Raw genomic sequence first — 12,533 nt, 5'->3', positions numbered from 1 at the left:
TCCTTTAGATTTGTTTTTGATAATTTAGAATGAGAAGGAAGCAGAAGTAAACTATTCGTTCCTCAGAGTTTAGACTCATATCTCGATTTAGACTTCTGCATCCCTTTCATCAGGAACTCAAATAGAAATTAGGGCTAGTGACCCACTATCAAGGAGTTGAGCAGAACTGATGAATTCTCATTTCACTTTCTTAAAACGAATTTATGAAAAAGATTTTTATTGGAATCGACATTAGCAGCAAAACATTGGACATCTGTGTAAAGATTGATGGCAAAGTTCAGTATTTTAACATTCAGAACGAGATTAAGGCAATCAGATCATTATTCAAAAAGTATGCATCTGTAGAAACGGTGGTCGCAATGGAGAACACAGGTCGCTATAACTGGAACCTTCTTGAGGTTTTGGCCTGCATGAATCTTAGCGTCTATGTTCTTTCTCCGATGCACCTGAAGAAGAGTTTGGGGCTTACAAGAGGAAAGAACGACAAGGTTGATTCGCTCAGGATCTGCAGTTTCATAGAAAGGAACCAGCAGGAAAGTAGACCATGGAAACCATCGTCAATGCCCATCAAAAAGCTTAAGGTCCTGCTGGCCGAGCGGGCATCAAGGATAAGAATGAAGGGCCAGCTTGCCAGACAGCAGCATGACTACAAGTTGATGAAAAGCCTGGGCATGGACAAAGAGCTGCTCAGGCTGAACAAAAAACTGATCGAAGCGATTGATGTTCAGATAAAAAAGATCGAAGCAGATATCGAGAAAAATATCATGGCTGATGGCACCCTTAAGGAAAAAACCGAACTTATACGATCTGTACCGGGCGTAGGAAAGGTGGTATCATGGATGATGATCGCAAAGACCGAGGCATTCACATCGATCAGTGAGCCTAGAAAAATGGCCTGCTACTGTGGCGTTGTTCCATTTGACCACCAATCCGGAACATCGTTAAGATATAGGCCAAGGGTATCTGTTTTTGCAGACAAGCCGATGAAAAGCCTCTTACATTTAGCCGCTATGAGCGCAATCAGACTGAAGAATGACCTTAGCATATATTATAAACAGAAGGTTCAAGATGGTAAAAACAAAATGAGTGTCCTGAATGCTGTTAGAAACAAAATAATCCACAGAATCTTTGCCGTCATAAAAAACCAAACCATTTATAAAAATGATTTGGTTTTGTCATAGAAATCGAGATGACGATTGTATTATAACGATCATATTCACAACATACTGTAATGTTGCTTTCTCTTTTAAATTAGATATGCTGCAAAATCCAGCCTATCCAATTTAATTATACTTTAATTATTAAATGCATTATATTAACACTATGAAATCAAAAAGCCTCTCCTTAATAATTGTATTTGCGCTGTTATTTGTAATTACGAGAGTTAAAGCACAAACCGGCTTATCTCCAGTAAAAGTCAATCTTCAACTCATATCCGATCAATTATCATATCCCACAGCATTTGCGGCGCCAAATGATAAATCTGGTAGTTTATTTATTTGCGAACAAAAGGGGCGGATCAGAATTATCAAAAATGGTAAACTTCTATCCAAACCCTTTTTAGATTTCACAGATGAGGTACTGATGATGGGAAGTAGTGATGAAATGGGATTGTTGGGGCTGGCCTTTCATCCTCAATACGCAGAGAATGGCAAGTTCTATGTTTACTTTAGCAAGCGTGTTCCTAAAACTCCGGGCATAGACCATCAAAGTATTATTCGTGAATACAAAGTTTCTACAGAAAATCCTGATCTGGCTGATAAAACCAAATCAAGGGAAGTTTTGGTTATTGATGAACCTGAATCTAACCACAATGGAGGAGACCTAAAGTTTGGCCCTGATGGGTTCTTATATATAGGCCTAGGAGATGGCGGTGCATATAATGATATGCACGGTACTTATGGCAATGGACAAAATTTAAATACTTTACTTGGTAAAATACTTAGAATTGATGTAAATACGCTTCCTTATGCCATTCCAAAAGACAATCCATTTATAGGAATGGAGAATACAAAACCTGAAATTTATGCATATGGTTTTAGAAACCCGTGGCGGATTAGCTTCGACAAACTTAACGGAAGATTGTTTGCCGGAGATGTGGGTCAAAAGAATTGGGAAGAAATTGATATTGTTACCAAGGGTGGAAATTATGGCTGGCGGGTTAGGGAAGGTACACATGTTAAATCTCCAAATGATCCTGATCCAAAAAACTGGATCAACCCAATAGCCGATTATGGCCGTAATGAAGGTATCAGTGTTACCGGTGGCTTTCTTTATCGCGGTAAACAACTCCCGCAGCTTTTCGGTAAATACGTTTTTGGCGATTTAATGGGAACCATTTGGTCATTAACCGACATTAACAAAGAACTCTGGAAAATGGAAAAACTCTCTATTTCCCGGGAACCTGGAAATTGGCAGATCTATAGCTTTGGTGAGGATCGTAACGGCGAAATCTATCTGCTTGTTAACCTGATTGAAGAAGAAAAAGGTGCGATTTATAAGATCATACCGGGTAAGTAGTTTTTACTTTCTTACCCATCTTTTTTTGAATTACTTCAAAATGAGGAAGCTCATTAGGACTAACCATCGAAATTGCTTCTCCGGGTGTGTCAGCACGGCCAGTTCTTCCAATACGGTGAATATAATCTTTAGGTGACCTTGGAAGTTCATAATTAATCACAAAAGGAAGGAAATTAATGTCAATTCCTCTCGCCATTAAATCTGTTGCTACTAAAACCCTAAGTTTACCAGATGTGAACAGCTTTTGCGTCAATATTATTTTTACGTAGCTTGTTTACAATGGCATCAACCTGATGAACCGAAGAAGCAAATACCAACACTTGTTTCATTTCATGATGATTGATCAGATGACGTAAAAACGGGCCCTTTTTCTCATCTGTAACTATATACGCTATCTGGTTGATAAGGTCAAGTGAATCTTCTTCAACCTCAATTTTAATAACTACCGGATCATGTAGTAAGATTTGGTGAATGTGTTGCAAATCATCACTCAATGTAGCAGAAAACAATATATTTTGGCGCTTTTTAGGTAAAAGAGAAATGATTCTGTTTACTTCCTCTTTAAACCCTAGATTAAGCATCTTATCTGCTTCGTCTAGCACCAATGTTTCAATGGTAGATAGGTGCACGGCATTTGATTCTACCAATTCCAATAACCTGCCGGGTGTAGCAACAAGCACATTTACACCTTGTAAAGCCATCATTTGCGGGTTAATAGAAACACCGCCATATACTGCCAATGTTTTAATGGGCACAGTGAGGGCCTTACTAAAAGTCTTAAAAACATCTTTTACCTGTTCGGCTAGTTCACGTGTTGGTACTAAAACCAATACATTCGCATGGCGATTTTTTACCCCTGCTGTTTCTTGCAAATTCATTAGAATTGGCAAAACATATCCCGCAGTTTTTCCAGAACCTGTTTTAGCTATACCCAGCACATCTTTTTTGTTTAATATGGCTGGTATAGCAGTTTGTTGAATAGGAGTAGGTACTGTGAAATTCTGATTTACCAATGCTTCTAATAAAGCAGTCGATAAACCTAAGGAGGTAAAAGACATATTACTTAATATTTGCCGTAAAAATACACAAAAATCGTGTGCCAAAACTTGCCAATGAAAATTGATTTTTTCTGCTTATTTTACATCGGTAAAAGCTATACTGATTATATGGATGTTGGTAAAGGACTCTTATTCTTTTTTGGTGCTTTAGGCGTATTTAACGGGCTCATTTTGAGCGTTTATTTTTTCTTTTTTACCAAAAAAAAACATCTGTCAAATCTATTTTTTGGAGCATTGCTCCTGGCTATAAGCCTAAGGATAGGTAAATCTATTTTTGTAAGTTTTTATCCCTCACTTGCTAAAATTTATCTGCAGATAGGCCTTACAGCATGTTTTTTTATCGGACCTTTTCTTTATTATTTTCTAAAATCAACTATAAACCCTGGTGCGCCTTTAACAAGATCTTCTAAATGGAGTATTGCTGTGTTGTTTGCCATTATCCTTATCCCGGGAATTATATATCCTTATCAAACCTATCCATAGCTTTGGAACAATTATTTTGTACAGATTATCTACGCAGAGTGGTTTGCTTATTTGGTAGCTTCAGGCTTGGTATTAAAAGATATATTGAAAAAACTGTTTGCAAAAGACTATAAAATGAAAGCCTCAGAAATATGGCTCCTTACTGTTTTTGGTAGCACAGCTCTTATCTTTGCCTTTTTCCAGTTGGCTTTGTGGAGAGCCTCGTTTTCACTATATCTCAACGGTTCTCTCGCATTTTCTTTTTGCTTATACATGGTCGTTTTTACGCTTCTGTACCGAAAAAAAACAAGCGACTTATTCATTTTGGGACAGAGCAAGTATCCTAACAAGAAAGTAAGCGACCAGGAGGCAAATACCTTTTTTGATGATAATCTGGGCAAAAATTTCACTACATATGTTAACGAATTTAGGATCAATGAGGCTTGCAAAATAATGGCTTCAAGTAATCGCTTAACGTTAGAATCTGTTGGTTACGAAGTTGGGTTTAATTCCAAATCCACATTCTTTGCTACTTTTAAAAAGCTTACCGGCACAACCCCAGCTAATCATCAGCAAAAAATACAGATAGACAATATTGCCTACAGTACGGATTTATAAATTCGTACTCCTGATTCCCGATTGCTGCACTTCTAACGGGGAATTGTTTTGGACTTTTGAAAAAAAGTATCCAATACACCACTATGTCCAAAGTTTTTATAATACTATTTATCCTGATCTTTTTTGCCAGAATTAATACTCATGCCCAGCTGGGTAATATTAAGGGAACCGCCGTCGACATGAATACTCGTAAAGGAGTTGAGTTTGCAGTAGCGACCTTACTTTCGGCTAAAGATTCATCTATGATTAAAAGTGTTTTTGCAGATACATCAGGATTTTTTCAGCTAACAAACATACAAGATGGCATCTATATACTGTTGGTTTCCTCCATGGAATATCACAAGCAATATCAGGGTCCTCTGCAGATCAGTTCTGCTCAACGGGTTATAGATCTTAAGGAGGTGCCTATGCTTATCAACCAAAGGATTTTGAAAGGGGTAGAGGTGGTTGGGCAAGTTCCTTTATTTAGAAATAGACCAAACGGGACAATTGAAGTCAATGTGGCCAATACAATTTTAGCAACAAGCACTTCAGCAATTGAAATTCTTTCCAAATCCCCAAATGTTAGCGTTGCTGAAGAAGGAGTGTCTGTTAGGGGGAAGGGAGAATCCGTTATTTACCTAAATGGAAGGCGAATAACTACCGAACAGCTGTCTTCTATTTCCTCTTCACAGATCAGGAAGATTGAAATTATTGCAAATCCCTCTTCAAAATATGATGCGGAAGGTAAATCAGTTATTAATGTGATAACGGTTACAAATGCCGAAGAAGGATATAAAGGGAGTTTTAAACAGATATTTACCACTTCAGATTTTAGTTCTCCAAGTGYAAATACCAATATAGATGTCAACTATAAAAAGGACAAACTATCCTTAACAGGAAGCTATGGGCTATTGCTGGGTAATACCAGAGAAATATTAAATACCACAAGGTCAAGATTAAAGTTTGTGGATCATTTTAGCTCTGTACTCATGACTGACTGGAATAGGAAATATGATAATTTCTCTAATTATAGTCTTGGAGGACAATACGATCTCGACGAAAAGAGTTACCTCTCGGCCGAATATAGTGGATCTTATAATGACTTAGGTGGAAGTACTAAAAGTGAAAATACCATCACTTCTACCTTAATGAAGGGATTTTGAGATATAGACAGCCTTGGTTCTTCTTTATTTATTGGCGGCCAATACGCGGGGTATATTTCGAAAACAGACGATGATATAAATGAAAATAAGTTAGTTAACGGGCAGGGGTCCTATAACGTTTTAAATAATAAAGCAGGTTATAGAATTAGATTGGCAAACGCCCAGACAGATTATACTAAGGCATTTAATTTAAATAACAGACTTGAATTCGGAGCTAAATACAGCTTTGCTAGTAATAAATTCTATTCAGATTTCTTTACAGTTAAAAATGGAAATGATTTTGTGCTGGATGAGACACGTTCGGCAGACTTTAAGTATCAGGAAAATATTCCTGCTGCATATCTGAATTTCAATGGTCAAATGAGCCTAAAGGTAAACTATGGGATAGGAGTAAGAACCGAATGGACCAGTTATAAATTGGAAACTGATGTTCAGGGACTAGAAGAGATAAAAGACAATTACCTTAATTTTTTTCCGAGTGCCTTTATCGCTGTTAAAATCTCTGATCAGCTTCAGTTTAGAATGTCTTATACTTCGCGGATAACCAGGCCAAGGTATCAGGCTTTAAATCCTTCGGGTATTTATCAGGATGCTTATACCAGTATACAGGGGAATCCTTACTTAAAGCCCGAAAGAACAAATTCTTTTGAGTTAGGAGCATCGTTTAAAAAGTACAATTTTACAGCAGGATATTCAGATACAAGGGATGCTATTACCGGGGCAGCAATACAAGGCGAAGCCGAAAATACCTATGTATTAAAACCATTAAACCTTAGTAAACTTAGTTCCTGGTTTGTTTCCTTGTCCATTCCCTTTAACCTAAACTGGTTTACATCTATGAACACAGTTGATCTAACTTATAATAAGTATATGACTGGCGACTTCCCTTATGGTTTGATGACAAGCCGCCCACAGTTCCATTTTTATTCCAGCAATAATTTTAACATCAATAACTTGTTTAAAATTCAAATATTAGGCAGGTACACAGGAGACAAGTATGACGGGATTTTTTATAGACATAACCAAGTTTTAGCCGCTTTGGGTGTTGAAATGGATTTTTTTAATAAAGCTTTAAAACTCAATTTACTAGCCAACGATATCTTTCGGAAGGATAAACCTGCGGGTTATTATGAAATTGGTGAGACTTATATTGAATTTGCAAGAAAGAACAATAACAAATATTACCGGATTACCCTTGCTTATAGTTTCGGCAGACTTAAAAAGGTTACTTACATTAATAAATCTACAGGGCGCACAGAGAACAGCAGGGCTCAGTAATCACGATTTTCGTCATTTCTTCTTGTTGATCTCCAAATAATAGCGGTTCTCTTTGGGATCAAGTTTTTCTATCGCGCAACGAAGCATTGCTATAGGCATTGAGCGTGCAAAATTGTCTAAGAATTCAATTAGAACTAATTTGTCTCTTTTACCGGCCTCCCTTATCCAGCTTCCAGCTGCCTTTTGAATAAGATCGTGCTCATCGTTTATCAATATCTCCGCAATCTTGAAAGTGTCTGATAAGTCATTTTGCCTGATAAAAAAATAAGTGCTTACAATTGCCGTTCTTCGTTCCCAAACATGATCAGATTTAGCAAGTTTGTATAAAATGTCTCTTGGCTTATCAAACAAATAACCACCAACAACATACGGGGCACTTCTATCAACCAAATCCCAATTATCTATTTTGTCATGACATTTAATATAAAGATCAAATAACTCTTTTTTCCTTAATGGGGTTGTTTTCTTATTCCTTGCCTGAAAATCCATTATGCTTACCGCACCCATTCGTGCTTCATAATACTCACTTCCTATTAATTTTTCAATTTCATCAATAGGCATTTCAATGAACTGTTTTGCTAAATCAAAAATAGCCGCCATTCTAACACCCAAAAATTTATGTTTAGGATCTTTATCTCTAAAAAATCGCTGAACATTCTCGAGCTCAGTAATTGATTTTAGAAGTGAAAGCTGTGTTTCGAATATTTTAGCCGTCAATTCAATCATTTTTACACATCTATTAACTATTAAATAGTATGATACGGTTGAGGTACAGGTCTCTGTGGGATTTTGGCTTCCTTACATGCGTTAACCAAACTTAATGAAAAATAAACTATTTTGCATTGGTAGTTATAAGATCTTCATACCCGTCGCGATTATTACTAATGGAAGGAATAACCTATAAAGAGATAAAACCTAATCCATCTCTTTCTACATTTGTAGACAGCTTTTGGATGCTGTCCAATAAAACCGATCATGAAAAAAGAGTCGTCATTATGCCTGATGGCAGGATAGACCTTTTCTTTTCCTTAAAGGAACCGTACGAGCTTACGCTATTAGGACTGGAAGATGCACCTTCTCAGGGCACCCTGATGCCAGAAACAGTTATGCTTGCAGTTAGCTTCAAATTGCTTGCTATTGAATACTTGTTTGATAGGAAATTTCCAACCCTCGTTGATGCAGTTTATGTTTTGCCATCAGATTATTTTGGAATTACCACAGAAAGCTTTAGTGATTTCGAACAGTTTTGTAATGTACTTACCGATAAACTATTAAATAAGTTAAATAATATAGAGGTCGACTTGCGTAAACAAAGATTATTTGAGCTGGTATATACTTCCGCCGGATCAATCACTATCCAGGAAATTGCTGAAACACTACATTGGACAAGCAGGCAAATTAACAGGTATTTTAATGAATGGTTTGGTATTTCATTAAAAGCTTATTGCACCATTTTAAGGTTTAGGGCTTCTTTTACTCAGATAAAAGAGGGTAAACTATTTCCAGAGCAGAACTTCACAGACCAATCGCACTTTATAAAAAATGTCAAAAAATTTGCCGGTGTTACCCCTAAAGAACTAAGTAAGAACGAAAACGACCGATTTATACAATTTTCAACATTGCCGAAGAAGTAGTTTTGTATTGTAAAAACTAAATTTTCAATTATGTTGATTCAAAATAAAAGAATAGCTATTGTAGGTGGCGGACCCGGGGGCCTTACTTTAGCACGACTACTACAACTTAAAGGTGCAGATGTAAAAGTATACGAGAGAGATTTTAATTCATCTGTAAGGGTACAAGGCGCCACATTAGATCTTCATGAAGAATCGGGCTTAGAGGCACTTCGCAGAGCAGGATTGATTGATGCCTTTTATGCTAATTACCGCCCGGAGGCGGGCAAATTGCTTGTGTTAGACAAAGATCTGAATATTAAATTGGATGGACATTCTGAGGAAGATCATGATGAGGGTCGTCCCGAAATAGACAGGGGGCCATTACGAAACATACTTCTTGAATCGCTAAAGCCGGATACAGTAATATGGGACAGTCAGTTTGTTTCCACGACACCGCATAATGATGGTTGGAAACTATTGTTTAAAAATGGTACTTATGCTGAAGCAGATATCTTAATTGCTGCCGATGGAGCCAATTCTAAAGTCCGTTCATACTTAACAGGTATAAAGCCTATTTATTCAGGTATTTCAATTGTAGAGGGGAATATTTATCATGCTAAAGAAAACGCACCGGAGCTGTATAATATACTTAACGATGGCAAAATATTTGCCATGGGAGATCAAAAGTCATTGATTTTAAGCTCGAAAGGGGATGGGACGCTTTCTTTTTACACCGGTTGCAAAGTGCCAGAATTTTGGGTACGCGATAGCGGTATCGATTTTGCAGATAAGAAACAGGTATTTGAATGGTTCAAAAAAGAATTTGGATCATGGCACATTACATGGCAGGAATTATTTGCCAGCAATGAGGTATCTATTGTTCCACGGCCACAATATCACTTTCCACTAGACCAGCAATGGCCTACATTAGCTAATCTTACCATGATTGGAGATGCCGCCCATCGTATGCCACCATACGCCGGAGAAGGTGTAAATATGACCATGCAGGATGCATTTGAATTGGCTGACCATCTTTCTGATGATAAATTCCCAGACCTCCAAACTGCCATAGCTGCGTTTGAAAAACAAATGTGTGCAAGAGCTTCTGCCGTTACCAAAATGACTTTAGAACAAACTGAAATGCTTCATTCTGATGATGCCATTACCAAATTAATTCTACTGTTCAGTGGTTTCAGTGGAGAAGAGGAGGTGCTGGGATCTTAAATTGCTTTAAGTGATGCGAGAAACGCTTACTGTGCCATATACACCATTCTTTATAATTCATTGGCCCAAATCCACCGTGTATGACTAATGTTTCGGGTTTCATAAAATGCTGATCAAAATCAGCAAGTTCAGTCATTAATTGTTGAATAGCACCAGGTAGATCCGGATAAATTAGTTGATCCGAGATTTCCCCAAAAATCACATTTCTTGGGATTCCTACCGCAGTATAGATGTTGATCTGTTTTGCTACCTGTGCCTGCTGTTCAGAAACTTCGCAAAAAGGTTCCTTTTTACCGTTGGTGTATTGCACCTGATCTATCAGGTGTTCTACCATTTGTTGCGGTTTCATTTTACCCCAAACGGCTGGGGTATTTGGATTAAGCTTCAGAAATAAGGCTTCCAAATATTTTCGGTTATTAGTATCGATCAAGTTGGAAGCCACCGTTAAAGGATTACTGGCTGTTTTCATTTTTTATACCCTTTAATATGGCATAGATAGCCATTGAATGCCCATGGCCCAGGTCATATTCCTCTTTTAACCAATTCACAATTTCACCTGCTTTTACACTAGGAAGAAGCTGCCCGTTTGAGGTGAATTTTTTCTCCTCCGCTTTATTCTTAAAATCCTGTGGATCTAACCCGGTTTTTTCTTTGATGGTCTTTAAGTATCCTTGAAATGACATATTGTTGAGTTTATAAATGTTTATTCTTTGGTATAAAACAAATATAGAGGTAAGTAAGTTAAACTTACATGGTGATAAAAGACAATTAATAGGGGTGATTGCGACATCATCATCTTTATTTAGTCAATAATCTATAAATTAACAGAAATTACAACCAATGAGTAAACATAGTGCCGGTATATTGCTGTATAGGATAAAAAATAAAGAACCAGAAGTTTTACTCGTTCATCCTGGCGGCCCCTTTTTTCGTAATAAGGACAAAGGTTGGTGGACTGTTCCTAAGGGCGAAATATTGCCTAATGAAGATACTTTACAGACGGCTTTGCGGGAATTTAATGAAGAAACAGGTTATCTGCCTCATGGAGATTTTAAAGCGTTGAAGCCAGTGGTTCAGAAGGGTGGTAAAATAGTTAATTGCTGGGCTGTTAGCGGCGATTTAGATGCCGACAACATCACATGCAATACCTTCCCTTTAGAATGGCCGCCTAAATCAGGTAAAATTGTCGATTTTCCAGAAATAGATCAGGCCCGGTGGTTTTCTCTAACGCAGGCCGAGGAATTTATCAGTCAGCAGCAATGCGAATTTCTTAAAGAGCTTAAAAATATGTTTCTATAGTGTTGTAAATTATCTCGGGTTATTAAAACTGCCTATAAAGATCATATCGTTATAGTTTTCAAGGGGATTGTCTATGCTAAGCTCGTCATCTGCATAACAAAGAATAGAGTTTACCGTAGAAATTCCTTTACTGATACAGGCCTGATAGATGTCTACTTCTGTTTGGTCATCCCAGATCGGTAGCTCTTCAATGGCAGCCTGAATGCTGATTCTTTTGCGACCATGATAAATGGTCAGCCAGTCTGCATCGTAGTCATACTCCTTGCCAATGTCTTTGCTGAACTGAGAGCGAAGTTGGAAATCAGGTGCATTTCTGGAATAAGCTTCATCTGTATTAAAACTGTTATTGTCTTTCAGAAATTTACTCTGATCAAAGTATTTATAGAATTGCTCTTCTGTTTTATTTTGTGACATTCCTGCCCAGATATGGATGAGTTGCTCTGCCATGTTGTGTTTTTCTTGTGCTTTCAGCTGGCTGCGTTAGTCGTAATGGCCTCAAGGTACGGATTTTTTAGCTTACACGAATAAGCTATTCATTTTCAACAGACAAAAAGAAGGACTGTCTACTGGAGGCAGACCTTCTAGGTAACTTTAGTCTAATTAACTGTAAGAGATGCAAGCATCTGAGCTTTAGTAAGTTCCTTTGATGTATAATGCAGACTCAGCTCATGATTTGGATTGTTTTTTATCAGCGATAACAGCTCTTTTACGGAGATCACCATAGTTAAATCAGAACCAGTCGCATTGGCAAATGACCAATCTTTCAGTTTCTTTCCCTTTTCATCTTTTAGAACTATATTTCTATTCGTGCCTGCTCCCTTTAAAGTGCAGTGTATGTAATTGATGCGCAACTGATCATTAACATTTGCCTTATCAAGTTGCAGTACCCTTAAGCTCAATTGCTCGTTTACCGACTGTTTAAGAATAAGCTTGTTGTTTAAGTAAATCTCATAACTGTCCAATCCAAATTTCGTGGTGAAACCGAACGTGGTGAAACATAATGTAATCAGCGTAAATATCTTAATAAACGCCTGATTGAATGTTGTAGTTTTCATAATGCAATTTTTAAATTTAAATACCTGAACAATATTAGCTGAAAAGGAAACCATGCAAAAAAATAGTAGACCAGTAAACGAAAAAGTAGACGAACCTCTACTTTTTATGCCGTTCGTCGAAATAATTTTGGAGGTTTAGCACTTTTAAGTTCCTTTATATATGATATTTAAATATGGACTTTCTTGACAAGCAGCTTAAGCTGCCATTTTCAAAAGGGACTGTTTCCCTAAAGTATGTCCTGGCTCATAGTACCTATTGGT

The 12,533-nt window shown here is 37.3% G+C and carries 16 protein-coding genes; 9 read left to right on the top strand and 7 right to left on the bottom strand.

The window, feature by feature from the left end:
• The first annotated feature begins 203 nt into the window (after positions 1-203).
• Entirely contained in the window at positions 204-1,181 is a 978-nt protein-coding gene (locus tag AC1DDX_RS20260) for an IS110 family RNA-guided transposase (protein WP_337718279.1), read from the top strand.
• Positions 1,182-1,323: 142 nt separating this feature from the next.
• A complete protein-coding gene (locus AC1DDX_RS20255; RefSeq protein ID WP_288879482.1) occupies positions 1,324-2,520 on the top strand; it encodes a PQQ-dependent sugar dehydrogenase in 1,197 nt (398 codons plus the stop codon).
• Here AC1DDX_RS20255 and AC1DDX_RS20250 read toward each other — a convergent pair.
• Positions 2,504-2,716, bottom strand: a complete 213-nt coding sequence (locus AC1DDX_RS20250; protein ID WP_477622483.1) for a helicase-related protein — start codon at positions 2,714-2,716, stop codon at positions 2,504-2,506. The genes AC1DDX_RS20255 and AC1DDX_RS20250 overlap by 17 nt on opposite strands.
• Before the next feature lie 28 nt (positions 2,717-2,744).
• A complete protein-coding gene (locus AC1DDX_RS20245) occupies positions 2,745-3,578 on the bottom strand; it encodes a DEAD/DEAH box helicase (RefSeq protein ID WP_477622482.1) in 834 nt (277 codons plus the stop codon).
• 54 nt (positions 3,579-3,632) lie between these two features.
• Between AC1DDX_RS20245 and AC1DDX_RS20240 the strand changes: the two genes are divergently transcribed.
• The 4 genes from AC1DDX_RS20240 (at position 3,633) to AC1DDX_RS20225 (ending at position 7,081) form a co-directional block, all read left to right on the top strand.
• Positions 3,633-4,061, top strand: coding sequence for a hypothetical protein (locus tag AC1DDX_RS20240; protein WP_288879480.1), 429 nt, complete (start codon positions 3,633-3,635; stop codon positions 4,059-4,061).
• 84 nt (positions 4,062-4,145) lie between these two features.
• On the top strand, positions 4,146-4,658 hold the full coding sequence (locus AC1DDX_RS20235; protein WP_477622481.1) for a helix-turn-helix domain-containing protein: 513 nt from the start codon (positions 4,146-4,148) through the stop codon (positions 4,656-4,658).
• A gap of 83 nt (positions 4,659-4,741) precedes the next feature.
• Positions 4,742-5,803 (top strand): peptidase associated/transthyretin-like domain-containing protein, encoded by a 1,062-nt coding sequence (locus tag AC1DDX_RS20230; RefSeq protein ID WP_477622480.1) that lies wholly within the window; start codon positions 4,742-4,744, stop codon positions 5,801-5,803.
• A gap of 3 nt (positions 5,804-5,806) precedes the next feature.
• Positions 5,807-7,081, top strand: coding sequence for an outer membrane beta-barrel family protein (locus AC1DDX_RS20225; protein ID WP_477622484.1), 1,275 nt, complete (start codon positions 5,807-5,809; stop codon positions 7,079-7,081).
• Between the two features lie 12 nt (positions 7,082-7,093).
• Here the strand turns inward: AC1DDX_RS20225 and AC1DDX_RS20220 are convergent, their stop codons facing one another.
• On the bottom strand, positions 7,094-7,807 hold the full coding sequence (locus AC1DDX_RS20220) for a DNA alkylation repair protein (RefSeq protein ID WP_288879476.1): 714 nt from the start codon (positions 7,805-7,807) through the stop codon (positions 7,094-7,096).
• A 158-nt stretch (positions 7,808-7,965) separates the two neighbouring features.
• On the opposite strand from AC1DDX_RS20220, the gene AC1DDX_RS20215 reads away from it, so the two are divergent.
• Both AC1DDX_RS20215 and AC1DDX_RS20210 read left to right on the top strand, forming a co-directional pair.
• The gene (locus tag AC1DDX_RS20215; protein ID WP_172663128.1) at positions 7,966-8,715 is read left to right on the top strand and encodes a helix-turn-helix domain-containing protein; all 750 of its coding nucleotides are present in this window, start codon (positions 7,966-7,968) and stop codon (positions 8,713-8,715) included.
• A 30-nt stretch (positions 8,716-8,745) separates the two neighbouring features.
• Entirely contained in the window at positions 8,746-9,918 is a 1,173-nt protein-coding gene (locus AC1DDX_RS20210) for an FAD-dependent oxidoreductase (protein ID WP_288879474.1), read from the top strand.
• Here AC1DDX_RS20210 and AC1DDX_RS20205 read toward each other — a convergent pair.
• Together AC1DDX_RS20205 and AC1DDX_RS20200 are read right to left on the bottom strand one after the other, a co-directional pair.
• The gene (locus AC1DDX_RS20205; RefSeq protein WP_477612180.1) at positions 9,887-10,387 is read right to left on the bottom strand and encodes a hypothetical protein; all 501 of its coding nucleotides are present in this window, start codon (positions 10,385-10,387) and stop codon (positions 9,887-9,889) included. The genes AC1DDX_RS20210 and AC1DDX_RS20205 overlap by 32 nt on opposite strands.
• Positions 10,371-10,601: a DUF4287 domain-containing protein gene (locus AC1DDX_RS20200; protein ID WP_048905187.1), complete on the bottom strand. Its 231-nt coding sequence runs from the start codon at positions 10,599-10,601 to the stop codon at positions 10,371-10,373. Before AC1DDX_RS20200 ends, AC1DDX_RS20205 begins: the two co-directional genes overlap by 17 nt.
• Positions 10,602-10,758: 157 nt before the next feature.
• Here AC1DDX_RS20200 and AC1DDX_RS20195 point away from each other — a divergent pair, with 157 nt between their 5' ends.
• On the top strand, positions 10,759-11,217 hold the full coding sequence (locus tag AC1DDX_RS20195; protein ID WP_288879471.1) for an NUDIX hydrolase: 459 nt from the start codon (positions 10,759-10,761) through the stop codon (positions 11,215-11,217).
• Positions 11,218-11,226: 9 nt separating this feature from the next.
• Here AC1DDX_RS20195 and AC1DDX_RS20190 read toward each other — a convergent pair whose 3' ends face one another.
• Together AC1DDX_RS20190 and AC1DDX_RS20185 are read right to left on the bottom strand one after the other, a co-directional pair.
• A complete protein-coding gene (locus tag AC1DDX_RS20190; RefSeq protein ID WP_288879470.1) occupies positions 11,227-11,664 on the bottom strand; it encodes an immunity 22 family protein in 438 nt (145 codons plus the stop codon).
• Positions 11,665-11,813: 149 nt separating this feature from the next.
• Positions 11,814-12,272: a hypothetical protein gene (locus tag AC1DDX_RS20185; RefSeq protein WP_172663123.1), complete on the bottom strand. Its 459-nt coding sequence runs from the start codon at positions 12,270-12,272 to the stop codon at positions 11,814-11,816.
• Positions 12,273-12,533 lie beyond the last annotated feature (261 nt).

Source organism: Pedobacter sp. 10L46_2, assembly GCF_056395165.1.
This window is presented reverse-complemented; position numbering and strand designations above follow the sequence as displayed.